General features: G+C 65.1%; 19 protein-coding genes. 9 read left to right on the top strand and 10 right to left on the bottom strand.

Annotated features, from left to right (window positions below; all coding sequences use genetic code 11):
- Window positions 1-3: 3 nt before the first annotated feature.
- The 8 genes from fhuB (ACTJKX_RS19830) to ACTJKX_RS19795 form a co-directional block, all read right to left on the bottom strand.
- On the bottom strand, window positions 4-2,001 hold the full coding sequence (gene fhuB, locus ACTJKX_RS19830; protein WP_440726243.1) for a Fe(3+)-hydroxamate ABC transporter permease FhuB: 1,998 nt from the start codon (window positions 1,999-2,001) through the stop codon (window positions 4-6).
- Window positions 1,994-2,902 carry an ABC transporter substrate-binding protein gene (locus tag ACTJKX_RS19825; RefSeq protein WP_440726242.1) on the bottom strand — a complete coding sequence of 303 codons (909 nt, stop codon included), beginning with the start codon at window positions 2,900-2,902 and terminating at the stop codon, window positions 1,994-1,996. Before ACTJKX_RS19825 ends, fhuB (ACTJKX_RS19830) begins: the two co-directional genes overlap by 8 nt.
- Entirely contained in the window at window positions 2,896-5,328 is a 2,433-nt protein-coding gene (locus ACTJKX_RS19820) for a TonB-dependent siderophore receptor (RefSeq protein ID WP_440726241.1), read from the bottom strand. The genes ACTJKX_RS19825 and ACTJKX_RS19820 overlap by 7 nt, the downstream gene beginning before the upstream one ends.
- 148 nt (window positions 5,329-5,476) lie before the next feature.
- Entirely contained in the window at window positions 5,477-6,463 is a 987-nt protein-coding gene (locus ACTJKX_RS19815) for a FecR family protein (RefSeq protein ID WP_440726240.1), read from the bottom strand.
- A 122-nt stretch (window positions 6,464-6,585) separates the two neighbouring features.
- Entirely contained in the window at window positions 6,586-7,098 is a 513-nt protein-coding gene (locus ACTJKX_RS19810; protein WP_440726239.1) for an RNA polymerase sigma factor, read from the bottom strand.
- 239 nt (window positions 7,099-7,337) lie between these two features.
- The gene (locus ACTJKX_RS19805; RefSeq protein ID WP_440726238.1) at window positions 7,338-9,056 is read right to left on the bottom strand and encodes an ABC transporter ATP-binding protein; all 1,719 of its coding nucleotides are present in this window, start codon (window positions 9,054-9,056) and stop codon (window positions 7,338-7,340) included.
- 141 nt (window positions 9,057-9,197) lie between these two features.
- Complete coding sequence (gene fhuB, locus ACTJKX_RS19800) at window positions 9,198-11,180, bottom strand: Fe(3+)-hydroxamate ABC transporter permease FhuB (RefSeq protein ID WP_440726237.1); 1,983 nt, start codon at window positions 11,178-11,180, stop codon at window positions 9,198-9,200.
- Window positions 11,167-12,093, bottom strand: coding sequence for an ABC transporter substrate-binding protein (locus tag ACTJKX_RS19795; RefSeq protein WP_440726236.1), 927 nt, complete (start codon window positions 12,091-12,093; stop codon window positions 11,167-11,169). Before ACTJKX_RS19795 ends, fhuB (ACTJKX_RS19800) begins: the two co-directional genes overlap by 14 nt.
- A gap of 428 nt (window positions 12,094-12,521) precedes the next feature.
- Here ACTJKX_RS19795 and ACTJKX_RS19790 point away from each other — a divergent pair, with 428 nt between their 5' ends.
- From ACTJKX_RS19790 to ACTJKX_RS19770, 5 genes are read left to right on the top strand one after another with little or no spacing between them, the layout of a single operon-like run.
- Window positions 12,522-14,729, top strand: coding sequence for a TonB-dependent siderophore receptor (locus ACTJKX_RS19790; protein ID WP_440726362.1), 2,208 nt, complete (start codon window positions 12,522-12,524; stop codon window positions 14,727-14,729).
- Window positions 14,723-15,607, top strand: a complete 885-nt coding sequence (exbB, locus tag ACTJKX_RS19785) for a tonB-system energizer ExbB (protein WP_440726235.1) — start codon at window positions 14,723-14,725, stop codon at window positions 15,605-15,607. Before ACTJKX_RS19790 ends, exbB begins: the two co-directional genes overlap by 7 nt.
- Window positions 15,608-15,611: 4 nt before the next feature.
- A complete protein-coding gene (exbD, locus tag ACTJKX_RS19780; RefSeq protein WP_311940604.1) occupies window positions 15,612-16,067 on the top strand; it encodes a TonB system transport protein ExbD in 456 nt (151 codons plus the stop codon).
- Window positions 16,068-16,075: 8 nt separating this feature from the next.
- Window positions 16,076-16,972 carry a TonB family protein gene (locus tag ACTJKX_RS19775; protein ID WP_440726234.1) on the top strand — a complete coding sequence of 299 codons (897 nt, stop codon included), beginning with the start codon at window positions 16,076-16,078 and terminating at the stop codon, window positions 16,970-16,972.
- Between the two features lie 14 nt (window positions 16,973-16,986).
- The gene (locus tag ACTJKX_RS19770) at window positions 16,987-17,811 is read left to right on the top strand and encodes an ATP-binding cassette domain-containing protein (protein ID WP_311940649.1); all 825 of its coding nucleotides are present in this window, start codon (window positions 16,987-16,989) and stop codon (window positions 17,809-17,811) included.
- A gap of 39 nt (window positions 17,812-17,850) precedes the next feature.
- On the opposite strand, the gene speB is transcribed toward ACTJKX_RS19770, so the two are convergent.
- Window positions 17,851-18,819 (bottom strand): agmatinase, encoded by a 969-nt coding sequence (gene speB / locus ACTJKX_RS19765; RefSeq protein WP_440726233.1) that lies wholly within the window; start codon window positions 18,817-18,819, stop codon window positions 17,851-17,853.
- A gap of 51 nt (window positions 18,820-18,870) precedes the next feature.
- Window positions 18,871-20,229 carry an MFS transporter gene (locus ACTJKX_RS19760; RefSeq protein WP_311940611.1) on the bottom strand — a complete coding sequence of 453 codons (1,359 nt, stop codon included), beginning with the start codon at window positions 20,227-20,229 and terminating at the stop codon, window positions 18,871-18,873.
- Window positions 20,230-20,441: 212 nt separating this feature from the next.
- Here ACTJKX_RS19760 and ACTJKX_RS19755 point away from each other — a divergent pair, with 212 nt between their 5' ends.
- From ACTJKX_RS19755 to ACTJKX_RS19740, 4 genes are all read left to right on the top strand, one after another.
- The gene (locus ACTJKX_RS19755; RefSeq protein WP_440726232.1) at window positions 20,442-21,362 is read left to right on the top strand and encodes a LysR family transcriptional regulator; all 921 of its coding nucleotides are present in this window, start codon (window positions 20,442-20,444) and stop codon (window positions 21,360-21,362) included.
- Between the two features lie 210 nt (window positions 21,363-21,572).
- Window positions 21,573-21,905, top strand: a complete 333-nt coding sequence (locus tag ACTJKX_RS19750; protein ID WP_068294316.1) for a YMGG-like glycine zipper-containing protein — start codon at window positions 21,573-21,575, stop codon at window positions 21,903-21,905.
- Window positions 21,906-22,765: 860 nt separating this feature from the next.
- Window positions 22,766-23,104, top strand: a complete 339-nt coding sequence (locus ACTJKX_RS19745) for an HdeA/HdeB family chaperone (protein WP_068294318.1) — start codon at window positions 22,766-22,768, stop codon at window positions 23,102-23,104.
- A 266-nt stretch (window positions 23,105-23,370) separates the two neighbouring features.
- Entirely contained in the window at window positions 23,371-25,440 is a 2,070-nt protein-coding gene (locus tag ACTJKX_RS19740; RefSeq protein ID WP_440726231.1) for an oxidoreductase, read from the top strand.
- Window positions 25,441-25,779: the final 339 nt, after the last annotated feature.

Here is a 25,779-nt window from a genome sequence, read left to right as displayed (position 1 = left end):
CTGTCACCGCTTCCAGGCCGTCATGACGAAATAGGCGCCGCCAAGGGCCGTCGCGATCAGCCCGGCCGGGATCTGCCAGGGAAAGGCGATGGTGCGGCCTGCCCAGTCGGCCAGGACCATCAGCACGGCGCCGACGAGGGCCGAACCGTAGATTTCGGCCAGTGCCGTCCGCGTGCCGAGGCGTCGTGCCAGATGGGGCGCTATCAGGCCAATGAAACTCAACGGCCCCACGAACAGAGTGGCGATGCCGGTCAGCACCGCGACGACCAGCACGATGGCAAGGCGCGCACCGGCGATCGGCACGCCGAGCGAGCGGCCGACCGGCTCGCCCAGCGGCATCAGGCCGATCCAGCGCATCAACGGCAAGGGCAGCAACAGAACAGGGGCCGTTGCCAGGACGATGGTACGTGCCTCGGCGGCATCGACCGAATAGGTCGAGCCCGACAGCCAGCCGATCACCCGCAGAATCCGGGGATCGCCGATGACGAGCAGGATCGACAGCAATGAAGCCAGCAACGCGCCGAGGCCGGCCCCGATCAGCAGAAGATGGTCGGGAGCAAAGGCCGAGCGTCGGCCGAGCCGGAGCACGCAGCCCAGTATGGCGAGACAGGCCAGGCAGGACAGCGCCGCCGTGCCAGAGCGGTCGAGGCCCGGCAGGAACAGGGTCGCCACCAGCAGCATCAGGGCGGTTCCCGAGGAGATGCCGAGGAGCTCGGGGCTGGCCATCGCGTTGCGGGTCAGGCGCTGGAGCAGCGAGCCCGCCATCGCAAGCATGGCGCCGGCGCAGCAGGCGGCCGTGATGCGCGGCAGACGCCAGATCGACAGCTCGGCGAGCAGCCTGCCATGGGCGAGTTGCCAGCCATCGGGGCCGGGGCCGAGCGTGGCGGCGAGGGCGAAACTCGCAATCAGGGCCGAGCCAAGGCCGATGAAGGCCGGCGCGGTGCCGACCTGCAGCCGCATCGGTGCGCTCATCGCTGCGGGAGCACTGCTGGCGACGGGCGTGCGTTGCAGCATCCAGAGCAGCAGGGGAACGCTGACAAGCATGACGGTGATGCCGGCGGGAATCTCGATGCCGCCGGCCAGCGCCAGCAGGGCCTGGTCGGTCAGCACCAGCAGGCCCGCGGCAATCAGCGGGGCTGCGATCAGGCGGGTCGACAGCCGCCTCGCGCCGGCGCCCCGCGCGATGGCTGCGCCGGCAAGGCCGAGGAAGCTGATCAGGCCGACCGTGCTCGCGACCAACGCGCTCAGCCCGACGGCGGCGAGCATGGTCGCGCCCCTGACCAGCGACGTCCGTACGCCCAGCCGCTCCGCGCCCTCGATCTGCATGGCCGAGAGCGGGCGCATCAGAAGGACGATCGCCAGCGACACCAGGCCGAGTTTCGGCCCCAGGGCCAGCACGCTTCCCCATCCGTTTTGGATGAGCGAACCAGCCTCCCAGATGTAGAGATCGCCGAGGGTGTCGAAATGGGTAAGCACCAGCATGGTGCCGAAAGCGCCGAAGACGAGCGAGGCAATCAGCCCTACCAGGGTGACCGTCGCCGGCGCGAAGCCGGACCGCGCCGAAAACAGGAGGACGCAGACGGCGACGCCCAGGCCTCCGGCCAGCGCCGGCAGGTCCCAGCCCAGCGACAACAGTCCGGGTGCCCAGACGATCGAGGCGGCGATGGCGCATTTGGCCCCCGCGAAGATCCCTAGCGTTCCCGGTTCGGCGAGCGGGTTGCGCAGCACCTGCTGGAGAACCACGCTGGCCAGGCCGAGAGCGCTGCCGCCGAGGAGGCCGGCGCAGAAGCGGGGTGCCAGCCCGTCCCGCGCCATGATTGCGCGAAGGTCGTCGGCACCGGCCAGCAGGGCCGGCCAGGCCGCAGGCGGGACCAGGCGGGAAAGGTTGAGCAGGAACAGGGCCGCGGCGAGGCCGAGGAGGATGGCACCGACCATGATCCAGCCGGAGATCCCGCCGATGACGCTGTCACGGCCGCTGGCTGCAAGTCGGGCTTCAGGCATCGTGCGGCAGACTTTCAGCGAGCTGGCGAGCAAAGCGCATCGCCGAGGCGACGCCGCCATTGGGGTAGATCACCGGCATCATCGTCAGCCTGTCAGCCTTGACGGCGGGAAGACCGCGCCAGAGCGGATTGTCGGCAAGCCGGGCCAGGGCGTTGCTGGTTTCCTCGCCGCGGTCGAAATGCACGATCCTGGCCTCGGGATCACCCGCCAGCTGGTCGATGCCCACCGAGATCACGCCCGACCCGTTCACGCGCCCGCCCCAGGCATTGACGAGGCCGAGCCGGAACAGGCTGTCGCCGATCAATCCCGTGCCGCCGAACAGGGCAACCGTGCGGCCGTCCTGGGCAAAGCGGCCGACATAAAGGGATCGGCGGGTTCGCCCGGCGAGGGCGGTGCGTGCCTCGGCAAACGTCGCCTCCAGCTGCGAAGCGAGGGCCTGCGCCGCCTCCTTCCTGCCGATCAGCTCCGCGAGTTGGACGAGCAGCCCGATCGCCTGGGCGACGCCGGATTTGCCGGCCGAGGCCGCATCGAGGGGAACCAGCGGCGCGATTTCGCGCAAGCGGCGCAGAGGCCCGGCCTGCCAGGCCGCCATGACGATGGCATCGGGTCGGATAGCCTGCAGCAGCTCGGCATTGGGCTCGAGCAGGGGCCCGAGGTCCATGACCTCATCGGCAAGCGCTGGCTTGGCGACGAGCCTGCGATAGAGCGCGACATTGGCCACGGCCACGGGATTGACGCCGAGCGAGACAAGAAGCTCGGTCGCCAGCAGATCCAGCGCGACCAGGCGAGGCGGGCTCGCTGCACGTGCCGGAATTCCCATCACGGCCATGAAAGGGAGAGCCAGAGCGGCGCGTAGCATGTCGCGCCGCACGGCCGCCCGCCCTGGCGAGAGAGTTACCATTTATAGGACAGCGTCGCGGTTGCCGTCAGCGGCTCGCCATAGCGGCATCCCGTCGAGCCGGCGCAGGTGTAGAACTTCTTGTTGAACAGATTGCGCGCATTCACGGTCAGGCTGGCACCGTCGAGTCTCTTGTCGATCACGCCGAGGTCGTAGCTCGCCATGGCATCCACCAGCAGATAGTCCGGCACGTGGGTCGGCTTGCCCAGCACGTCGATGCTGTCGGCGATGTAGGTTTCCCCGACATAGCGCAGCCCGCCGCCGATCTTCAGCCCCCGCACGCCGAGATCGTCGAGCTTGTAGCTCGCCCATAGCGCGGCGGAGTGCCGGGGCACCAGGTCCACCGGCCGGCCGATCGTGGAAGCCACCGCGCTCTGCAGGGTCTTGCTGTCGGTAAAGGCGTAGCTGGCGACGAGGTCGAGATTGCCGAAGGAGGAATGGGCCTCCAGCTCGACGCCGCGCGAGCGGACCTTGCCGATCTGATAGACGTCGCCGAGGGCGTCGAAGCTGCTGACATTCTGCTGGGTGAGTTCGTAGACGGCGGCGCTGAGCAGCAGGTTGGTATCTTCGGGCTGGTAGCGCAGGCCCGCCTCGTATTGCAGGCCCTTGTTGGGCTTGAGTGCCGTACCGGAGATTGCGTCCAGGCCGAGCTGCGGCGCGAAGGACTGGCTGACGCTGACATAGGGGGCGATGCCGTTGTCGAAGCGGTAGACCAGCCCGGCGCGGCCGGTGAAGGCGCTGTCGTCTTGGCGCGACTTGGCGCCCGTCAGGTAGTTCAGAACCGTGGCGCGGTTCCAGTCATGGCGCCCGCCGAGCAGCACGGTCAGGTTGCCGAGGCGAATCTGGTCCTGCAGATAGATGCCGAACTGGTCGCTGAGATTGTCGCTGCCGCGATCGACGCCATAGTTGATGACCGGGTAGCCGGAATAGACCGGGTTGTCGATGTCGAGCGGGACGATCGAGCCACGATAGCGGTGCGAGTCGTAGCTGCGACGGTAATAGTCGAAGCCGACCAGGAGGGTGTGGCTGAGCGGGCCGGTCTCGAAGCTCTTCTCGATCGAGGTGTCGGCCGTGATGCCGTAGGAGCGCTCGGTGCGGGCGCTGGCCCGCCGTGCGAGCTGGCCGTTGGTGACGGGCAGGAGGCCAGCCTGCATATAATCCCAGCGCACGTCGGAATAGTAGTAGCGGGCGTTCTGGCGCAGCTTCAGCGTCTCGTCGAAACGGTGCTCGAAGGCATAGCCGATCGTATAGGCATCGCCCACGAAGCGATCGAAGGATTCCTCGCCCAGGAACAGCTTGCGCGGAATGCGCCCGGTCGCGACGTCGTTCCAGTAGAGCGGCGTGATGAAGCGGGTATTCACATGCTGATAACTCGCCAGGAGCGTCAAGGACGTGGCCTCGTTCGGCTGCCAGGTGATGGCGGGCGCGATATAGACCTTGTCGTCGGGTACGTGCCTGACCCAGCTGTCGGCGTCCCGCACCAGGCCGGTCAGGCGATAGCGCAGGGTGCCATCGGCCGTCAGGGCATCGGAGAGGTCGAAGGAGGCCTGCTTGCGGTCATAGCTGCCATATTCGAGATTGATTTCGTGCAGGGGTGTTGGCGTCGGGCGCTTGGAGATGGCGTTGATCACGCCGCCTGGCGCCAACTGGCCGTAGAGGACCGAGGAGGCCCCGCGCAAGACCTCGACGCGCTCCAGGCCGTAGGGCTCCTGGGCGCTGTCATAGACATTGGACTGCAGTTTCATGCCGTCGCGCAGCATGCCGCCATTGCCGGTGGCGACGTCGAAGCCGCGCAGCATGACGTCATCCGTCATGCGGCTGAAGCCCTGCGACTGCATGCCGACCCCCGGTGTATAGGTCAGGACGTCGGCCAGGGAGGCGACCTTCTGGTCCACCATCTGGTCCTTGGTTACGACGGTGACGGACTGTGGTGTCTCGATGATCGGCGTGTCGGTCTTGGTCCCCGAGGCACTCTGGCGGGCGACATAGCCCTGTACCGGGGCCCAGGCCGATTGCGCCTGGACGATGACCGGATCGAGTTCGATCGCGCCTGAGTTCTCGGTTCCGCCGATGCTCGCGGTGACGTCGGCGGAAAGGACGGTTACTGTGGAGGCATTGCTGAAGCGATAGTTCAAGCTGGAGCCCGCCAGCAGCCTGGCAAGCGCCTGCTGCACGGTCAGGGACCCGCGAACCGGGCGGCCGAGCGTCTTGATAGGGCTGTTCTCGCGGAAGACCACGGAAAGACCGGCGACGCGCCCGATCTCGTTCAGCGCCTGGGGAATCGGCCCTGCCGGAATATTGAAGGTGAAACGCTGTCCGGCGGGCTGCTCTGCCCGGGCCACCGACACGCCCACGCTTGCCGTCGTCGCAGCCATCAGCATGGCGGCCGCCATCCTGCCGGCCACGAGCCTCACGCCATGCCTACTCATCGCAACCTGTCCCCTCGATCATCGATCACCGGCAAACCCGCGGTCTTGGCACCTGCGGATTACCAGCCTCCATGGTCTTCACGTTCGAGGACGGGTTTCACTGAACCCCTTGGCGAAGATTTTTCTTTGTATAGGGGAATCGAACACCTTATGGCCGGATGAACACGACGAGTCCACCGGGCAGGGCGGTCATGCGGAAGCCGACGCTGGCCTGCAGGGACTGCAATGCCGCATCCGTATCGGCCAGGCCGAAGCTGCCGGTGACGAGCTGGTCGCCCAGGCCCGCGTCGGTGACAACGATCCTGCCCTGGCGATAACGCGCGATCTCCTCGATGACGTCGGAGAGCCTGGCCCGGTAGAAGACATAGCGCCCCTTGCGCCAGGCCAGCGCATCCTTGAGATCGACCTGTTCGATCTCGCCTAGGCCTTGCCTGTCGAAACGAAGGCGCTGGCCCGGTTCGTCCAGCAGGGCTTCGCCGATATGCTCGGCCTTGATGGCGACCTTGCCGCTCTCGAGCGTAACGATTGTGCCGTCTTCGCCGAGACTGACGTCGAACTGGGTGCCGATATCCCTGATGTGGCCGTCCGGCACGCGCACGACGAAAGGAGCCTTGCCGAGGGCGACGTCGAAAGAGGCGGTGCCGCGCAGCAGCCTCACCTGCCTTTCCTTCTGGTCGAAGGCCTCGTCGAGCGCGCTGTCGGCGTCGAGAAGCACTTTCGAACCATCGGATAGCGTGATGGCACGCCGTTCGCCGCGGCCGCTGCTGTGATCGGCCATCAGCTTCTGCAGCAAATGAGGGTTCTGCAGCCAGAGCACACCGCTCAGGCCCATGGCCAGCACCAAAGTGGCGGCCGACAGCCGGCGGAAGCTGCGATGCTGGCGCCGCCTCCTGTCGACGGCGTGCAGATAGGGCGCGAGCGCCTCGTTTTCCCGGGAGGCGAGCTGGCGGGCGGGTTGCTCGGCTGCCGCCCAGGCCTGCTCCGTCTTGCGAAGGGCATCGGCATGAGCGGGGTCCGAATGGAGCCAATGCTCGAACGCCGCCTGCTCGGCCCGCGACAATCCGCCGAGGCGGCGAACGAACCAATCCCTGGCCTGCTGTTCGACATCCGCTGGTGAGGATTGGGGGGGCGCCATGATCTGTGGCCTCGAAAACCGCTTTTTCGTCTATGGCACCGTGCGATAGAGCGTCTTGCGATTAGACGGAATCATCTCGAATCGCAAAGACGCGTCGAACCAAAGTGCTAGAGCCGGTGGCCTCAGGCCCTGTCCGGGTATGCGCCATCGCTTGCCGTGCAGGCGGCGAGCGCCCGCGCCATGTGCTTTGCCACCGCGCGCTCTGATATGCCCAGGGTTGCCGCGATCTCGACGAAACTATGCCCGTGAATACGGTTGAGCAGGAAGATGTGGCGCGTCTGCCGGGGCAGTGCCGCGATTCTGTCCTGAAGGGATTGCAGGTTCTGGCGGGCCGAGAGGATTTCGAACGGCGTTGCGGGAGAGGCCGCATATTGGCTCGGGAGCGTGCCCTCCTGCAGGCGCTCGCGCCTCGACTCCGACCTCAGATGATCGATCGCTGCATTGCGGGCGCAACGGGTCAGGAATGCCGATGCGTTGCCGGTGGTGTCGCTGGTGCGCTCCCAGATCCGCAGGAACATGTCCTGGATGAGATCGAGCGCCGCATCCCGGCTCCTGACTTTGCGCCGCAGCGTCCGCTCCAGGCGAGGCCGCTCCGCGGCGTAGAGAGTTTCGATGTCGTGACTGCGGCTGTTCATGGAGCGAAATCTGTGAGCGGGCGGCGATGCCGGGCAATTACGCAAGCATTATCCAGAAAAGCAGTGCCTCTCAACCGAAATGATTTATACTAATTCTAAATTGTACAGATTATCTGTCTCTATGTGAAATATAAATAAGAATAGAATGCGAGCGTTCTAAAAGTAATATGAGGTCGTTCCCAGTCGATGTCGTTGGAAAGACAGACCCGATTTGCTGCGGTGCCTGTCTTCCCAAGGCGTCAGGCAAATTGCGCCCGGTGCAGCCGTCCATAGATACCGGATTTGTCGAGGAGGTCGCTATGGCGTCCCTGTTCGACGATGCCGCCGCGGTCGACGACGAGGATGCGGTCGGCATTCTTGATCGTCGCCAGGCGGTGGGCGATCACCAGGGTGGTGCGCCCCTTGGAAAGCTCGGCGAGGGCGTGCTGGATGGCGAGCTCGGTCTCGGTGTCGAGCGCCGAGGTTGCCTCGTCGAGGATCAGGATCGGCGGGTTCTTCAGGAACATGCGGGCAATGGCCAGGCGCTGCTTCTGGCCGCCCGACAGCTTGACGCCGCGTTCGCCGATCAGGGTGTCCAGGCCATTGGGCAGCGAGGCGATCACGCCGTCGAGACGGGCGCGGCGGGCTGCCTCGAGGATTTCGTCTTCGCTCGCTTCGAGGCGGCCATAGGCAATGTTCTCGCGGATGGTGCCGCCGAACAGGAAGACGTCCTGCTGCACGATGCCGATCTGGCTGCGCAGCGAACGCAGGGTGAGATCCCTGATGTCGATGCCGTCGATGGTGATGGCACCCTGTGTGACGTCATAGAAGCGGGGCAGGAGCGAGCAGATCGTGGTCTTGCCGGCGCCCGACGGCCCGACGAAAGCCACCGTCTCGCCGGCGGCGATCGACAGATCGAGATCGGCCAGGATCTGTCGGTCGGGCGTATAGCCGAAACCGACCTTCTGGTACCGGATGGCGCCGGTGAGCAGCGGTGCCGGCCGGGCATCGGGGCGGTCGGTGATGTCGGGCCGGGTGTCGAGGAAGTCGAGATAGCGGCGGAAGCCGGCGATGCCCTTGGGATAGGTCTCGATCACGGCATTGATCTTCTCGATAGGACGGAAGAACACACCGATCATCAGGAGGAAGCCGACGAAGCCGCCATGGCTGAGCTGGCCGGTCAGCACGAAATAGCTGCCGGCGATCATCACGGCGAGCTGGGTGAGCCGCATGCTCAGATAGCTCAGCGAATTGGAGGCGGCCATCAGCCAATAAGCCTGGAGCTTGGTGCGGCGATAATCGTGATTGTCGCGCGAGAACAGCGCCCGCTCATGGTCCTCATTGGCGAAAGCCTGCACCACGCGGATGCCGCCGACATTTTCCTCGATGCGGGTGTTGAAGCTGCCCACGCTGTCATAGAGCGCCCCCCAGTTCTTGGTCATGCGGCCGCCATAGCGCAGCGTCACCCAGGCCGTTACGGGCACGACGAGAGCGGTGATGAGGGTGAGCTCGACATGCAGCGAGAACATCAGCAGGAAGGCGCCGGCCAGCGTCATCACCGCGATGAACAGGTCTTCGGGACCGTGATGGGCGATCTCGCCGATCTCCTCCAAATCCTTGGTGAGCCGGGCGACGAGATGGCCGGTCTTGTTGTTGTCGAAGAAGCCGAAGGACAGCTTCTGGAGATGGTCGAACGCCTTGCGCCGCAGCTCGGTCTCGATGTTGATGCCGAGCATGTGGCCCCAATAGGTCACGATCGCCATCAGGCCGGTATTGACGATGTAGACGGCCAGAAGGCCGACACAGGCGAGGGTGACCAGATGCCACTGGCCTGACGGCAGTAGCGTATCGATGAAGATCTTGATCGCGACGGGAAAGCCGAGCTCGAGCAGGCCGGAGGCGATCGCGCAGGAAAAATCCAGCAGGAACAGGCCGCGATAGGGCAGATAATAGGCGGCAAAGCGTTTCAGTAAGGCCATGGCTATCGAGCAATCAGGGATGCAGGAATGCGGAGGTAGCCGCCAGGGCCTTCCTCGCAACGAAAACGGATCGGAGATCTATACACGTCGCGCCGGGACGCGGCCATTGCCTCCATTCGGGCCTTCATCGTCTTCGACCCCTCAACGAGTTCGGCGCCCGAGCTGCCAGATCAGGTAGGGCAGTCCGATCAGAGCGGCCACGATGCCGGTCGGCAGTTCACGGGGGGCGATCAGCGTACGCGCCAGGGCATCGGCGACGACCATGACCAGGGCGCCGATGAGGACCGAGCCGAGGATCTGCGACCAGGCGCGGCGCAAGCCGATGAGGCGCGCCATATGGGGCCCGGCAAGGCCGACGAAGGTGAGCGGGCCGGTGGCCATGACCGCGACGGACGTCAGCAGCGAGGCCATGGCGAGGATCGCCAGCCGGCTGGTCTCGACCGGCAAGCCGAGGGCCCTGGCCGTGACGGGCCCCATCGGCACGATGTCGAGCCAGCGCGTCAGTGCCAGGGCGGATGGCAGCAGCAGAGCCGCAAAGGTCGCCGTCGTCAGGACTTTGGGCCAGTCGGCATAATAGGTCGATCCGGCCATCCAGGCGAGCACCTGCGGCGCGCGCGGATCGCCCAGCGCGAGGAAGGCGACGATGACGACGTCGAGCAGGGCCGAGAGGGCAAGGCCGGTGAGCAGGACCTGGTCGGGGGCAAAGCCGCTGCGCCGGCCCACCATCAGCACCAGGAAAAGCGCAAGAAAACCCCCGGCCGCGCCGGCCGCCGTGTGAGCAGCCAGGCCAGCCGTCTGGCCCAGGATCATCGCCAGGGCCATGCCGAAGGCAACACCGGTGCCGATGCCGAGCACCTCGGGTGCGGCCAGCGGATTTCCCGATATCCGCTGCAGCAGCAAGCCCGAAGTGGCGAGCATGGCACCGGCCAGGGCGGCAATCGAGGCGCGTGGAGCCCGCCAGGGCTCGACCAGGGCTAAGTCTGCCGGCGGGGTCAGCCACCAGCCGGCACTGCCATGGCCGATCAGCAAGGCGCTAGCCATAACGAGGACGAGCAGCGTGGCGAGCAAAGGCAGGAGCCGGGTCCGGTCGCGCGCGCTGGTGGCCAGGGAGCGCTGCGTGGAGGGGGGCTCGCTGCGGCGCAAGCGCGGCAGAAGCCAGAGCAGAAGCGGGGCGCCCAGCAAGGCCGTGGCTGCGCCCGTGGGCAGGTCGATGATGCCGGCCGCTTCCAGCAGTCCGACGATGGCGTCGACCGCCAGCACCAGCAGGGCGCCGGTCAAGGGGGCCAATACCAGCCGGGCCGCGAAGCGGCGGGCTCCCGACAGGCGTGCGATCTGCGGTGCCGCCAGCCCAACGAAACCGATCACCCCGACATGGGCGGTGACCACCGCCGTCAGCAAGGCGGCGAGGAAGAGGCCGGCGCAACGCACCACACCGAGCGGCACCCCCAGGGCGCGTGCATTTTCCTCGTCCAGGGCGAGCAGTTCGAAGGGGCGGGCCAAGAGTGCAGCGAGGAGGTAGAGCGCGGCGATGGACGGCGCGAGTGCCACTGGCGCCGACCAGTCCTGCTGCGCCAGCGAGCCGCCACCCCACAGGAAGAGGGTGGCGACATATTCCTGGTTGAGAAGGCGCAGCGCGATAGTGAGTGCGCCGCAGAACAGCCCTGCCACCAAGCCGGCCAGCACCAGGGCGACGGAGGAGAAGCGATTGCGCGCCGCGCACGCCATCACGAACCCCAGGGCCAGCAGCGTGCCGGCCAGTGCGATCACGGGGCGTCCGAGCACGAGCAGCCCGGGAGCGGCGACGAGGACGATGGTCAAGGCAAGCTGGGAGCCCGCTTCCAGGCCGAGCGTGGTAGGGGAGGCCAGGGGATTGCGCAGCGTCTGTTGCAAGAGGAGACCGGCCAGACCGAGCCCTGCGCCGGCCAGGATTGCAGTGAGCGCGCGAGGCAGGGCGGAGAAATGAAAGACGAGCTGCTGCGGGTCGTCGAGCCGGGGATGGAGTACCGCGCCCCACCATTGCGCGGCCGGCAATTGCGTGGTCCAGCACCAGGCGGTCAGCACGAGAGCCAGCGAGCCCAGGACGGTGTAGGCAAGCAGGGGGCTGCGTGCGTCAGAACCGGGCATTGCTATCGTCCGCTGCGCGGTTCCCACTGATGGCATCGACCAGGAGACTGGCGAAGCGCTGCGCCGCCGTCAGGTCGCCGAAGGGCCAGGTCGCGGCAAGCCGCTTCACGCGGCCCTGTTTCACTGCAGGCAGGTTGCCCCACAGGCTGTCCGTATCAGGTGCGAGCGTCACCTCGGAGGGTAAGGGGTCGACCACCACGATTTCGGCATCGGTAAAGGCGGCAAGCCTTTCCACGCCTACCAGGGCGAAGCCCCAGCCATTGGTCGGCGCATGCCAGGCATTGCCGAGGCCAAGCCGTTGCAACACTCCGCCGAACAGGCTGGAGGGGCCGTAGACACGCACGAAGCGCTTGTCGAGAAACTGGATGACGAGCAGGCGAGGCATGGCCGCACCTGCGAGGCGCTGGCGCAAGCTCGCAAACTCGGTATCGGCCCGTGCCACGACGGCCTGCGCCTGGGCCTCGCGCCCCACGACCTTGGCCAGCGCCTGGAGCTCGGTTTCGGCGTGGCGAAGGGGATCGCCCGTTCCGGAATAGACCGCCACCTCCCGGGTGGGTGCAATGCGCTGCAGCGCGGAACGCGCGGCGGCACCGAGAGGGCTGACGATGATGAGCTCCGGCTTGAGGGAGGCAACGGCTTCCAGGCTGGGCGTGTCGCGAAGGCCGACATCCCACGTGCTCTGCGACAGGGGCGGTTGGCCCACCCAGATGCGGTAGAGATCGGCGTCGCCCACGCCGACGGGATCGATACCGAGCGACCTCACCATGGCGGTTGCCGTCCAGTCCAGCACGACGAGGCGCTCGGGCGCGGCCGCAGCTTGGGCGTGCGCGACGCTCGGGACGAGCGCCAGGCACGCCAGAGCGATGGCGGCATGGCGCAAGGCTGTCGGAAGCAAGGTGGCAAGCAGTTTCACGGCGTCTCCGCGCCAGGCAGAATCTCCGGGATCGAGCCATGAGCCGATCAAGAGACCTGCAGGATTTCAGACATCTGCAGTGTTTGCGAACCGCACCCCGGAAAAAGCGAGTTCGCAAACGCTGCGTAGAGGAAGCGAAGCATGCGCCAGCCTTGACCAGGCGAAGGCGGCCATCCCTCGAAAAGACCTCGTTTACTGACAGGGCCGGCTTATGGCACCTGAAATATACGGCATGCAACAGAGAATATTCGTGCTCCTGCGCAGTTTTGAATCTTTATAAATTGCACAAATCGAAACAAGTATAATTACTCACTTGTATGAGTAATTCTATTATAAGTTTGTTTACATGGTAAAGCTTGTTGGTCTAAACGTCTGCCAAATGACGCTGCAGGCTCTTTGTGCCGCGCGATATTGTTTCTCTCACTGGGATGGTAGAGGTGATGGACCGGCGGGTTGGAGTTTGCGTCAAGCTGTCCATGGGGACGGCATCGGGCCTTTTGATGCTGGCCGCGGCAACAGCCGCGTCCGCACAACAGGGGAGCAATGGCGGAACGATTGCGCTCGATCCGGTCGTCGTCAGTGGTGGGACGGGCACGAGCCCTGTGACGGGCTATGTCGCCAAGAAAACCACGGCAGGCTCCAAGACCGACACGCCGATCGAGAAGGTTCCGCAATCGGTGACCGTGATCGGCCGTGACCAGCTGGAGGCTCGGCAGCCCCAGAAGCTCGATGAAGTCTTCTACTACACGGCCGGCGTAACCGGTGCGCCCTATGGCTATGACCCCCGCACCAACTGGGTATTCATCCGCGGCTTCGACGCCAGCCAGACCGGTATCTTCCTCGATGGCCTGCCGCTTTACCAATATGCCTTTGGCAGCTTTTATGTCGATCCCTACGCTCTCGAGCGCGTGGAGGTGCTGCGCGGCCCCTCCTCGGTGCTCTATGGCGGCGGCAATCTCGGCGGCATCCTCAATCTCGTCTCCAAGCGGCCGAGCGATGAGCCGCTGCGCCGGATCGAGGCGGGCATCAACAGCTGGGGCCAGGCCACCACGGGCTTCGACTTCGGCGGCAAGCTCGATGAAGCCGGTGTGTGGACCTATCGCCTGACGGGCCGAATTGCGGGCGGCGGTTACGAAACCGACAAGGCCAGGGGCCTCCAGGGCTTCATCGCCCCGGCCCTGACCTACACGCCCAACGATGCGACCAGCCTGACGCTGCTGGCCAACTACACCAATATGGATCTCGACCATACCGGCGGCTTCCTGCCCTATTACGGTACGGTGAAGGCGACCCGCTTCGGGCGCATTTCCCGCGATTTCTATTCCTCCGAACCCTCGGACGACCTGTATCGTCGCTCGCAGGCGATGATCGGCTATCAGTTCAAGCACGATTTCAACGATGCCTGGACCTTCCGCCAGAACGTGCGCTACGCCTATCTCGATACGCGCGAGCGCTATGCCTACCCTTATGGCTATGAGGTTCCCGGTTCCTCGACGCCGTGGGTGCCCTCTCCCGTGCCGGTGTCCGACGACAACCAGCTTCATCGCCTCGGTTTTGCGCACCACACCACGGTCAACACCTTCTCGGCCGACAACCAGCTCGAAGGGCGGTTCGACACCGGGCCGCTGGCGCATGACCTGCTGTTCGGCCTCGACTACAAATACTATGCCATCAACCAGATGCAGGGGACTTTCACGACCACCCCCCTGAGCGCCACCGATCCGGTCTATGGCACGCCGCAGGGCGGGGTGGTAACGCCCTATCTGCGCCAGAAATATACCATGCACCAGCTCGGCGCCTATCTGCAGGACCAGATCAGCTTCGCCGACAATTGGCTGCTGACCCTGAACGGGCGCTATGACCGGGTCTGGACGGACAGCACCGCCTCGGTCGGGAATGCCAATTTCAACGGGGTCGAGGGTGCCTTCAGCGGCCGCGCCGGCCTCTCCTACGCCTTCGCCAACGGCATCACGCCCTATGTTTCGGTTTCCCGCGGCTTCAACCCGGTGATCGGATCGAATTTTGCCGGCCAGCCTTTCAAGTCGGAGACCGGCGTTCAGTATGAGGCCGGCGTGAAGTATCGCCCGACCTTCTTCGATGGCCTGATCACGGCGGCCTATTACGACCTCACCAAGCAGAATGTGGTGACGCCGGACACCGAACATCTCGGCTTCAGCAACCAGCTCGGCGAGGTGCGCTCACGCGGCCTCGAAGTCGAAGTACAGGCCAACGTCACCGATGCCCTCAAGATGACGGCGGCCTTCACCGCCTCGCAGATCCGCATCAAGAAGGACACCGATCCCACCGTGGTCGGAAAGCGGCCGAACGTGGTACCGGAAACCACTGCCTCACTCTGGGCCGACTATACCTTCCAGGATGGGGTGCTGCAGAATCTCGGCCTGCAGGGGGGCATTCGCTATATCGGCTCGTCCTATGCCGACAACCAGAACGTCTACAAGGTGCCGGCCGCCACCCTCGTCGATCTCGGCATGCATTACAAATACAAGGCGTGGGACTTCGCCTTGAACGTGAACAATGTCTTCAACAAGCGCTACGTTGCGGGCTGTTCCGGTATCTATGGCTGCAACTACGGCGCGGGCCGCGTCGCAACCCTGAAGGCCAGCTACACATGGTAGATTTTCGCCGCAACGGGCCCCTCATGGTCCTGATTTCGCTTGCCTCGATGGTACCGGTTCGGGCCTTCGCCCAGGATGCACAGCCGACACCGGCGCCCCCGCCGGCCGGCGATCCAGCCGCCGCGGCCAGTATCCTGCCGCATGACCTGTCCCCCTGGGGCATGTTCATGCAGGCCGACGTGGTGGTGAAGGGCGTGATGGTCGGTCTTGCCTTCGCCTCGCTGGTGACCTGGACGATCTGGCTGGCCAAGGGTGTCGAGCTGCTGCTCGCCAAGCGCCGGGCGCAGACGGCGGCACGCCTGCTCGAAACCGCCGAAAGCCTGGAAGCCGCCTCCCAGACCATCCGGTCGCGCCAGTCGGGGAAGGGAGCCGTCGCCGATCTCGTGACGGCGGCCAACCGCGAATTGCTGCGTTCGGACGATTTACCGGCCGATGGCATCAAGGAGCGTCTGGCGATCGCGCTGGCCCGCATCGAGGCGCGTGCTGGTCGCTCCATGACGCGCGGCACCGGCCTGCTCGCAACCATCGGTGCCACCGCCCCCTTCGTTGGCCTGTTCGGCACGGTGTGGGGCATCATGAACTCCTTCATCGGTATTTCGCAGTCGCACACCACCAACCTGGCAGTGGTGGCACCCGGCATCGCCGAGGCCCTGCTCGCCACCGCGATCGGCCTCGTCGCCGCCATTCCGGCCGTGATCATCTACAATGTCTTCGCCCGCGCCATTGCCGGCTACCGGGCTCTCCTGTCGGACGCTTCCGGTGAGGTGCTGCAGCATGTCTCGCGCGATCTCGAGCGCCAGGACCGCGGCGTGGAGCGGGATGGCAACGCCGCTCCGGTCCGCACATTGGCATCCGCGCGCACGCAGACGGTAGGCTGACGGTATGGGCGTCTCCCTCAAGGATCCGCAGGACGGCGACCTGTCGGAAGTCTCCGACATCAACGTCACGCCGTTCATCGACGTCATCCTGGTGCTGCTGATCATCTTCATGGTGGCGGCGCCCCTCTCCACCGTCGATGTCGCCGTCGACCTGCCCGTCTCCAACGCCAAGGTGCAGCCGCGCCCGGACAAGCCGGTCTTCCTGACCGTGAAGAAGGATCTGACCCTGGCGCTCGGCGAAAACACCGTGCCGCGTGAGCAGCTCCAGCCCGCCATCGACCAGCTCACGGGGGCGGACCGCGAGCAGCGTGTCTTCCTGCGCGCCGATGGCGGCGTCGCCTATCGCGACATCATGGCTGTGATGAATCTCCTGCGTAACGCCGGCTATCTCAAGATCGCCCTGGTCGGTCTCGAGGATACCGGACAAGCCGTCAGCACAGGCGCCGCGCCGCAACAATGAGTGAGCAGGTGCCTTTGTCCAGGCTGGCCGGCAAGGCTGCAAGCCTGCCCAACGTTGCCTTGTGGACGGCGGCAGCGGTCGTGATGTTGTTCGTGCATGGTGCCGGTATCTGGGTTGCCCGCGATTGGCATCCGGTCGGACCGCCTCCCGCCGGAGATCTCTTGCCGGCTATTGAGTTTGATCTGGCCCCTCCGACCACTCTGCCTGAAGCGCCGCCCCAGGAAGCCTTGGCCGAGACTCAGCCTGAGCAGACACAGGAGACGCCGACCGAGACGGTCCAGCCGGTCGAGCCCGAGCCTGTGCAACCGCAGACTCAGGAGGTCGAGCCAACGCCGGTGGAGCCTCAGCAAGTGCCGGAGCAGACGCCACCGGAGCCTGAACCGGTGCAGCCGGAAACGGTAGAGCCCGAAACGCCGCCGGAGCCTCCCCCGGAGGTGGTGCCCGACCTGCCATCAAAGGACAAGGCGGAGGTGATCCTGCCCGCGGCGCCCAAGCCACAGCCCAAGCCGAAGAAGAAGCCCGCGCCCCGCAAGGAGCCGGAGCGGCAGCGTCCCGTGGTGCAGCCCAAGCCCACCGTCGTCGCCCCTCGCCAGCAGGCGGTCCAGCCGGCGGCGCCGCGCCAGTCGGGCTCGGCAACGGGTGACGAACTCGCCGCCTGGAAGCGCGCCGTATACGCCCGAGTAAATCGGGCAGCCAACTCAATATCGGCAAGCGGAAGGGGCACGGTCCGTGTAACCTTTTCGATCAGCGCAAGCGGGCAAGTTTCATCTCCTCGCCTCGCCGGTTCGAGTGGCAATCCAAGCCTGGATACCAGCGGCGTCAATACCATCCGCCGGCTTGGCTCGGTCCCACCCCCACCCGGCGGCCGTGCCGCAACCGTGACCATACCCATCATCTTCAAGTGATAACGCCGATGCCTATGACCGCTTCGCAAGAGAGTGCATCAGTTCCGATACCGGCTCTTGCCGATACGGATCTCTTCGCGCTCGAAGACGTCAGCTTCGCCATTCCCGGGCGCGTGCTGCTGCAGCCCCTGACGCTGTCCCTGGCACCAGGCCGGGTAATCGGGTTGGTCGGCCATAATGGCTCGGGCAAGTCGACTTTGGTCAAGATCCTGGCGCGCCAGCAGGCGCCGAGCTCCGGTTCGGTGCGATTCGGCGGCACCCTGCTTGGGGACTGGGGCGAACGGGCCTTTGCCCGCCAGGTCGCCTACCTGCCCCAGCACATCCCGCCGGCCACCAGCCTGCTGTCCAAGGAACTCGTCGCACTTGGGCGCTATCCCTGGCATGGCCCGTTCGGGCGCTTCGGCAAGACCGATGCCGAAAAGGTTGCCGAGGCGATGGCGCTGGCCGATGTCGGCCCCTTCGCCGACCGGCTGGTCGATACGCTGTCGGGGGGCGAGCGTCAGCGTGTCTGGCTCTCCATGCTGATGGCGCAGGACACGCGCTGCCTCCTCCTCGACGAGCCGATTTCGGCGCTCGACATCGCCCATCAGGTCGATGTGCTGGCCTTGGTCCAGCGCCTGTCGCGTGAACGCGGCATCGGCGTCGTCGTGGTGCTGCACGACGTCAACATGGCCGCGCGCTATTGCGACGAACTGGTCGCCCTGCATGGCGGCCGCCTGATCGCCCGCGGCACCCCCGCCGAGATCATGACGCCCGCCTGCCTCAAGGCCATCTATGGCATCGAGATGGGTGTGATCCCCCATCCCGAAAGCGGGGGACCGGTCAGCTTCGTGCTATAGCCGCCCTGCGTCGGAACCGACTGCGACTATCGTTTCCGGTCAGGCGGCAGCCCTTGCCGAGCGGGCGTCGAACACGAAGCCGAGGAAATTCAGCAGGATCTGCGCCGCCAGGATCGCGGTGCCCCCGGTGTGGTCGTAGTCGGGCGCCACCTCGACCAGGTCTATGCCAACCACCTCGTTGCGGCGCGCCAGCGCCTGCAGCATTTCCAGCACCTCGTAATAGAGAAAGCCGCCATGCGAGGGCGTGCCGGTGCCCGGGGCGATGGAGGGGCAGAAGCCGTCGATGTCGAGGGTGACGTAGACCCGCGCTCCGGCCGGGATCCGATCGATCACGCCCTTGGCCCCGAGCGCGCGCATCTGGCGCACCGACAGGATGTCCGAGCCCATGCGGCGGGCATCGTCATAACCCTCCTTGGCGGTGGAGGAGACATTGCGGATGCCGACCTGGGTGAGGCCGCTGACATAGGATTTCTCGGCGGCGCGGCGCATCGGATTGCCGTGGCCGTAGCGCACGCCGTGGCGCTCCTCGACGAAGTCGAGATGGGCGTCGATCTGGAGGATATGGATATCGCCGCGCCCCGCAAAGGCGTCGATGCAGGGAATGTTGACGGAATGGTCGCCGCCGATCACCACCGGCATCGCCCCGGCATCGAGGATGGCGGCGACTCCGGCCTCGATGTTGGCATGGCTCTTCTGGGTGTCGGTGTGCACGATGTCGGCATCACCGATGTCGACCATCCGCACCGAGGCAGGCAGATAGGTGCGATCGTCCTCATGGTCATAGGCGCCGGCATGGCCGAAGCTGAACAGCGTGGAGGCCTCGCGCACCGCTCGGGGACCGAAGCGAGCACCGGCGCGGAACTGGGTGCCGAAGTCGAAGGGGGCGCCGAGAATGGCGACGTCGGCGTCGATGCGGCGCCAATCGGCGACATAGGGGCGCTTTGCGAAGGTAGAGATGCCGACGAAAGGCAGGTTCAGCCGTCCGGCTTCGTAGGAATGTTCGCTCATTGCGGGTCCTTGCAGTTTTCAGGCGACGGGGCGAGCTGTGCCGCGCCGCTTCTAGTCGTCGTCGAGAGTGGAGCCGGCGCGGCCGGCCGTCGTCATGGCGATGGCGAGGAGGGTCACCAGCGCGGCGGCCACCAGGAACCAGGCCGGCGCGAGCTTGCTGCCGCTCGCCCCGATCAGCCAGGTGGCGATCAAGGGGGCGGTGCCGCCGAACAGGGCGTTCGCCGCGTTGAAGCTGAGGGCAAAACCCGAATAGCGCACCCGCGTGGGGAACAATTCGCACAGCAGGGTCGGCAGCGTGCCGCCATTCATGGCGAGGAGGGCGCCGAACAGCGCCCAGATCCCCAGGATCGCCAGGAAGCCGCCGGAACCGAGGCCGGTGAAGCTGACGGACGAGAGTACGACGAACAGCGGCACGGTGAGGACGGAGAAAAGCAGCGAGCAGGCGATCAGCACGGCCTTGCGGCCGAGGCGGTCCGACAGCATGCCCATCACGAAGATCGAAGCGAGATAGACCGTGAGGGTGATGGTCGAGCCGAGGAAGGCGGCGGTTTCGCTGATGCCGAGCTCAGTGGCCAGATAGGTCGGCATGTAGCTGAGCACGAGATAGAAGCCGACGGCGTTGAGCAGCGTGCCGCCGAAGGCGATCAGCACCTGGCGGCGGTGCTTGCCGAGAAGTTCGAGCACCGGCGCCGGCGGCACGTGATGGGCGGCCTCCAGGGACTTGAAGTGGCGCGTCTCCTCGAGCCGGCGGCGGATGAAGACGCCGACATAGCCGAAGGGTAGCGCGAACAGGAAGGGCAGGCGCCAGCCCCATGCCTGCAGCTGATCGGTGGTCAGCAGCGCATGCAGCAGAGCGACGAAGAGGGAGGCGGCGAGCAGGCCCGCGGCCTCGCCGGCCGGCACCAGGCAGGTATAGATGCCGCGCCTGCGGTCGGGCGCGTGCTCAGCGAGGAAGGAGGCGGCGCCGGCATATTCGCCCGAGGCAGCAAAGCCCTGCACGAGGCGGGTCAGCAGGAGGAGCACCGGCGCGGCCAGCCCGGCCGTCTGGTAGGATGGCAGGAAGGCGATGACGAAGGTGGCTGACGACATGATGAAGATCGACAGCGTCAGGGTCGATTTGCGGCCGAACCTGTCACCGAAATGGCCCCAGATCACCCCGCCGATCGGACGGACGATGAAGGACAGGGCGAAGACGCCATAGGTGGCCATCAGGGCGCTGCGCGTGTCGGTGGCCGGGAAGAACACCACGGCGATCACCGTCGCCAGAAAGCCATAGACGGCATAGTCGAACCATTCGACGAAGGTGCCGATGAAGCTGGCAAAGGCAGCCCGGCGCAGGACGGGGCTCGTGGCGGCATCGCCACCGGCTCGGAGCCGGGATGGCGTGGTCGCGGCGTGTGGGTGGCTCATGGAAAACGTCCCCTCTTGGATGAAGCTCGATCATCAAGGCGTCGTCCGGCCGGGATGGTGGAGGTGCCTTCTATGGGCATGGGGCAGCCGGGCGATTGGTTGGGGACGATGCCGCAAATGAATGCATTCATAATTCGGAACTTTTTAATTCTTACATCGGGAATTTTGATGTAACGGGAAACTGTCGAAACCTGTCTGTCCCGGGGACCGTCATGCGGATCAGCGACTACATGGTGCGGAACCTGCGCACCTTCTGCGCGGTGGTGGAGCATGGCGGCTTTGGCGGGGCACAGGCCGTTCTGGGCGCGGGCCAGTCCGTGATCTCGACCCATCTCAAGGATCTCGAGCTTGCCTTGGGTTTCACGCTTTGCGAGCGCGGACGTGGGGGATTCTCACTGACCCCGAAGGGTGAGGCGGTCTATCATGAAGCCAAGCGCATGCTGGGCTCGCTCGAGACCTGCGAGGCCAATCTCGGCGTCCTGCGCAGGATTCTCACCGGTCATTTGCGGGTGGGCATCGTCGACAGCGAGGCGGACAACCCCGATTTGCCCGTGCATCGGGCGGTGCAACGCTTTTTCGAACGCGAGCAGCAGGTCCGCCTCAGCCTGGAGGTCGGCACGCCCGAAGCGCTGGGCAAGGGGCTGCAGACCGGAGACATCCATGTCGCCATCGGCCCGTTCCCGAACCGCCAGGCCAATATCGACTATGCGCCTGTCTATGTGGAGGAGCATGCCCTCTATTGCGGGCAGGCCCATCCGCTCTTTGCCGGCGCTACGGCGCAGATCACGCCGGCGGTGATTGCCCGCCATCCCATGACGGTCCGCCCCTATCTGCATCGCGCCGAACTCGCCGCACTACAGGATCCCCTGATCACGGCCTCGGTCTCGAATATGGAAGCGCAGGCCGTGCTGATCCGCAGCGGCTGTTTCCTCGGTTTCCTGCCCGTTCATTTCGCAAGCAAATGGGTCGAACGCGGTGAGATGCGAAGACTCGACGGACCCGGCCTGGTGTGGCGGTCGCAATTTTATATCGCCTTGCGGGTTCAGCCCGAACCGACAGAAGTGGCCCGCCAGTTCACGCGCGATCTCGCGGCGACTTTGGCACTCCCTGGGTTGGGAGAGCGGCTTGGATAATGTCTTTCTATCAAATAGATGGCGACCTTAGCAGTCGATCAGCCCTCTTGGAAAGTTGAACCATTTTGCATCGATCGAATTACCTCAATTCAAATTGAAAGGAGGGTCTGGCAATCGCCAGGCATGGTTAAAATAAACCGATGAAATACGCTCGCCACGATTGCGACCGAATCATTACTTAGCGGTAATCTGGCAAACGGAGACCGATCTATGAAAAAAATTCTGATCACGGTTTTGGCGGGCGCCGTCGCTATGTCGGTAGCGGGGTGTGCGTCGGACAATCCCGGGGACCGGGCGGTCGGTGGCGGCGTGCTTGGCGGCGTGGCCGGTGCCGCCATTGGCGCCGGTGTCTCGAAGAACAAGGGGCGCGGTGCCCTCATCGGCGGTGCCATCGGTGCGGCCGGCGGGGCCGCCGTGGGTGCGGCCACCACCCCGAGCCGCGAACCCGAGCCGGGTTACGATGGCTATGGCGGCGGCCCGCGCCAATGCGCCCAGGTGGGCTATGATTCCTATGGCAACCGGGTTTGCACGGCCTATTACTGAGAAAGCCTGCGAACGGGATGGGCCGTTTCCATCCGCGAGACGGTGACCGGCCTTTTTGGCCGGCTCGCCGTCCGGTCCGCTCCCGGGGTCTGGTTTCTTGCGATGAAATCACCCCAGAGGCCGGGCACTCCCGCACGGCAAATGACGTCCTGCCTGTTTGATTTCGGCCCGTCGGCCCGCCCGGACAGGTCGCCAAATGCGGCCTCGGCCGGCTTTCCTGCCAGCCGGACCCATGTTTTCGCCTAAATCCGGCTTCACATCATTGGCAGCAGAATGGCGGGAACCTGCGGAGCATTTCCCGATGATCATCGGGACCGATCAGTACAGGGCCAAGACTTGACAGGGCCAAGACTTGCTTGGTCATCGGAAAGCCGAAAAGGCCCTTTAGCGCATAGATGCGATCGTCGATAAGCGTTGGTCCGATCATGATCGAGGGGCCGCCGCATCAGTTGCAGAAGGAACAGGGCCGCTTCGGGAATTGAAGCGGGTATGGTGGTGGATGAAGGATGGATGGGTGCCTGGTGCACAAGGTGAGCAAGGGAATGGCAGCCCCGCAGAGAGGGGAAGCCTTTCCGTCAAGGCGCGATCTTGGTTTGGCGGGCAGACATTCAATTGGGTGCGCAGGCAAGAGATTTTCTTTGCGCTGCGTCGGGATCAAGAACGGGGCAGTTCGTTCGGGATGGTTGACAGTCTGAGGGCTGTTCGCCGACAACTGCGAATGAAACTTGCCGTTTTGCGAAAGTCTCGGTTCGCGGTGGCAACTCAGGCGGACGGGCACCAGCATTTGACCGCCTTGCTCCAGGCCCGGCTGGAAAAGGATTGCACCATGTCCGCCAACACGAATCGACCGGGCTGACGGCATGCGGGGTGTCATCGGAGCGATCGTCCTGTCTGCCATGGTCCATTCCGGCGCGGCGCTGGCTCAGGAAGTAAGGCGCTCGGCCGTCGGCTATATGGACGTGACCTGTGACAGGTGGACGGCAAGCGCCAATTCGACCCAGGGTACGGCCTATGCAGCCTGGGTTGCCGGCTTCCTTAGCGGGGCAAACCTTGCCGAGCGGGCGGAGGATTGGCTGATCGACGAGGATGGCACCTCGATTCGCCGCTGGATCAGCGAATACTGCAAGGCCCATCCTGTCGAGACGCTCGGAGCCGCGGCGGTGATGCTGCGCCAGGCGCTTCAGCAGCGTGCGCGGTGATGTGCAAGCGAGGCAGCGCGCCTGCTTCAGCCCAGCTGATCCATTGCTTCGGAAAACTCTAATTTGCCGTCGCAGTGGGCTCCCCGAAATTGGTGGTGATGCTCCAGGGCAAGCGCGTTCACGATCGAGCGGCTGCCTGCTCTAACGCTCTGGTTCGATGCGTCATCGTGATTTGAAGCAATTCGTTCAGATCACGCTGCGCTTTGGGAGGCATCGGGACGCCTCGCATCTGCCCGGCGGTGCGATCGTCGAACCCGGGGAGTTCCATGCGCGATCCACGCTACGATATTCTGTTCGAACCGATGAAGATCGGCCCGGTGACGGCCAAGAACCGGTTCTACCAGGTGCCCCATTGCAATGGCGGCGGCTATCGCGATCCGTCCGCTGCCGCCGAAATGCGGCGGATCAAGTCGGAGGGAGGCTGGGGCGTCGTCTTCACCGAGCAGACCGAGATGCATCACACCTCGGAAATCACCCCCTTCATCGAATTGCGCCTGTGGGACGACGCCGATATTCCCGCCTTGGCCAGGATGGCCGATGCCATGCACCAGCATGGCGCCCTCGCCGGCATCCAGCTCGCCTATTCCGGCATCAACGGCCCCAATCTCTATACCAAGGAAGTCCCGCGCGGGCCCTCGGCCCTGCCGATTCGCACCTTCACCAACGATCCGGTGCAGGCCCGGGCCATGGACCGGCAGGACATCCGCGATCTCAGGCGCTGGCACCGCAATGCCTTCAGGCGCGCCAAGCAGGCGGGCTTCGATCTCGTCTGCCTCTATGGCGCGCATGGCTTCGGCATCATCCAGCATTTCCTGTCTACCGCCACCAATCAGCGCACCGACGAATATGGCGGCTCCTTGGAAAATCGTACCCGCCTGATGCGCGAGCTGATCGAGGAGGGGCGCGATGCCATTGGCGACACATGCGGGCTGACGCTGCGCATCTCCCTCGACGAGATCATCGGTGAGCTCGGCTTCGGCAATGCCGAGGTTCGCGACATGATCGAGATGCATGCCGACCTGCCCGACCTGTGGGACCTTGCCCATGGCGCCTGGGAGGATTGTTCCGGTCCCTCGCGCTTCAAGGAGGAGGCGGCGCAGGAAAGCCTGGTTGCGGGCATCAAGAAACTGACCTCCAAGCCTGTCGTCGGTGTCGGCCGCTTCACCTCACCGGACGTGATGGCCCGGATGATCCGCTCCGGCACGCTCGATTTCATCGGCTGCGCCCGTCCCTCCATTGCCGATCCCTTCCTGCCCAGGAAGGTGGAGGAGGGCCGGATCGAGGACATCCGCGAATGCATCGGCTGCAATATCTGCATCACCGGCGACATGACGATGTCGATCTCGCGCTGTACCCAGAACCCCACCTTCATGGAGGAATGGCGCAAGGGCTGGCATCCTGAGCGCATGCAGGCCAAGGGTGCCGGCGAAAGCGTGCTGATCGTCGGTGCGGGGCCGGCGGGGCTCGAAGCGGCGCGCGCCTTGGGGATGCGCGGCTACAAGGTGATTCTCGCCGAGGCCGGCACCGAGCTTGGCGGCCGGGTGGCGCGCGAATGCAGATTGCCGGGCCTGTCGGCCTGGGGCCGCGTGCGCGACTATCGCCAGTACCAGCTCAGCCAGATGCCGAATGTCGAGATCTATTTCGACAGCCGCCTGTCGGCCGACGACATTCTCGGTTTCGGCTTCGAGCATGTCGCACTCGCCACCGGTTCGACATGGCGCCGGGACGGCGTGGCGCGTGCCCATGTCGTGCCGATGCTGATCGATCCGGCCATGCCGGTCTTCACGCCCGATGACCTGATGGAGGGGCGACTGCCGCTTGGCCGGATCGTGCTGTTCGACGACGATCACTACTACATGGGCGGCGTGCTTGCCGAACTCCTTGCGCGGCAGGGCGCGAGCGTAACGCTGGTGACCCCTTCCGCCTATGTCTCCGACTGGACGCGCAACACGTTGGAGCAGGGCGCCATCCACCGCAGGCTCGTCGAGCTCGGGGTCGGGATCGTGCTCAACCGGACGGTGGCGCGCATCGATGCCGGCAGTGTGGTCACGGCCTGCAGCTATACCGGGGCCGAGGCAAGGCTGGAGGCCGAGGGGGTCGTGCTGGTCACCGCGCGCCGGCAGCAGGACGAGCTATGGCAGCGCCTCAAAGCGCGGCAGGACGAATGGGCTGGCAGCGGCATCCGCTCCATCAAGGTGATCGGCGATGCCGAGGCGCCGGGGCCGATTGCCTGGGCGACCTATGCGGGGCACCGCTATGCCCGTGAACTGGACGAGCCCGACATCGGCGATGCGTTGCCGTTCAGGCGCGAAATAACCGCGCTCGCGCGAGCTTAGAAACACGATTCGAGTCAAGCTTCACGGGGGTGCAAAGCTTGCATGACGGTTCTGCAAAAAAGTGATGTTTTCTGTGTTGACACCTGCGGTTTGGTGCCTCTATACAGCGGCCATCGACGGACGGCGTTGCCGCGGATTGAGCGGCGGCGCTGACGTGTCGCTTCACGGACAAGGAGCTCTGGCTTAACCGGCCGAAAGGCGGGTGTAGCGGGGTGTTCGCTGAAGGTTGGGAGACTTTGAGTTTCCCTGGCTATTTGACAATTGCATCGGAAGAAAGAGAAGCGTAGGCGACGATGTCCTTGCGGATGCTGATTGAGAGATTGGCATCGAGAAGAGACA

The sequence above is a fragment of the Labrys sp. 22185 genome (assembly GCF_052045555.1).
GTDB classification, from domain to species: domain Bacteria; phylum Pseudomonadota; class Alphaproteobacteria; order Rhizobiales; family Labraceae; genus Labrys; species Labrys neptuniae.
Note: the sequence above shows the minus strand (reverse complement) of the source record. Positions and strands in the feature narration are given on the sequence as shown.

What these genes read in the sequence shown, in the direction of transcription:
- fhuB (WP_440726243.1), bottom strand. Translation starts at nt 2,001, where the DNA reads ATGCCTGAAGCCCGACTTGCAGCCAGCGGCCGTGACAGCGTCATCGGC.
- ACTJKX_RS19825 (WP_440726242.1), bottom strand. Translation starts at nt 2,902, where the DNA reads ATGGTAACTCTCTCGCCAGGGCGGGCGGCCGTGCGGCGCGACATGCTA.
- ACTJKX_RS19820 (WP_440726241.1), bottom strand. Translation starts at nt 5,328, where the DNA reads ATGAGTAGGCATGGCGTGAGGCTCGTGGCCGGCAGGATGGCGGCCGCC.
- ACTJKX_RS19815 (WP_440726240.1), bottom strand. Translation starts at nt 6,463, where the DNA reads ATGGCGCCCCCCCAATCCTCACCAGCGGATGTCGAACAGCAGGCCAGG.
- ACTJKX_RS19810 (WP_440726239.1), bottom strand. Translation starts at nt 7,098, where the DNA reads ATGAACAGCCGCAGTCACGACATCGAAACTCTCTACGCCGCGGAGCGG.
- ACTJKX_RS19805 (WP_440726238.1), bottom strand. Translation starts at nt 9,056, where the DNA reads ATGGCCTTACTGAAACGCTTTGCCGCCTATTATCTGCCCTATCGCGGC.
- fhuB (WP_440726237.1), bottom strand. Translation starts at nt 11,180, where the DNA reads ATGCCCGGTTCTGACGCACGCAGCCCCCTGCTTGCCTACACCGTCCTG.
- ACTJKX_RS19790 (WP_440726362.1), top strand. Translation starts at nt 12,522, where the DNA reads ATGGTAGAGGTGATGGACCGGCGGGTTGGAGTTTGCGTCAAGCTGTCC.
- exbB (WP_440726235.1), top strand. Translation starts at nt 14,723, where the DNA reads ATGGTAGATTTTCGCCGCAACGGGCCCCTCATGGTCCTGATTTCGCTT.
- exbD (WP_311940604.1), top strand. Translation starts at nt 15,612, where the DNA reads ATGGGCGTCTCCCTCAAGGATCCGCAGGACGGCGACCTGTCGGAAGTC.
- ACTJKX_RS19770 (WP_311940649.1), top strand. Translation starts at nt 16,987, where the DNA reads ATGACCGCTTCGCAAGAGAGTGCATCAGTTCCGATACCGGCTCTTGCC.
- speB (WP_440726233.1), bottom strand. Translation starts at nt 18,819, where the DNA reads ATGAGCGAACATTCCTACGAAGCCGGACGGCTGAACCTGCCTTTCGTC.
- ACTJKX_RS19760 (WP_311940611.1), bottom strand. Translation starts at nt 20,229, where the DNA reads ATGAGCCACCCACACGCCGCGACCACGCCATCCCGGCTCCGAGCCGGT.
- ACTJKX_RS19755 (WP_440726232.1), top strand. Translation starts at nt 20,442, where the DNA reads ATGCGGATCAGCGACTACATGGTGCGGAACCTGCGCACCTTCTGCGCG.
- ACTJKX_RS19750 (WP_068294316.1), top strand. Translation starts at nt 21,573, where the DNA reads ATGAAAAAAATTCTGATCACGGTTTTGGCGGGCGCCGTCGCTATGTCG.
- ACTJKX_RS19745 (WP_068294318.1), top strand. Translation starts at nt 22,766, where the DNA reads ATGCGGGGTGTCATCGGAGCGATCGTCCTGTCTGCCATGGTCCATTCC.
- ACTJKX_RS19740 (WP_440726231.1), top strand. Translation starts at nt 23,371, where the DNA reads ATGCGCGATCCACGCTACGATATTCTGTTCGAACCGATGAAGATCGGC.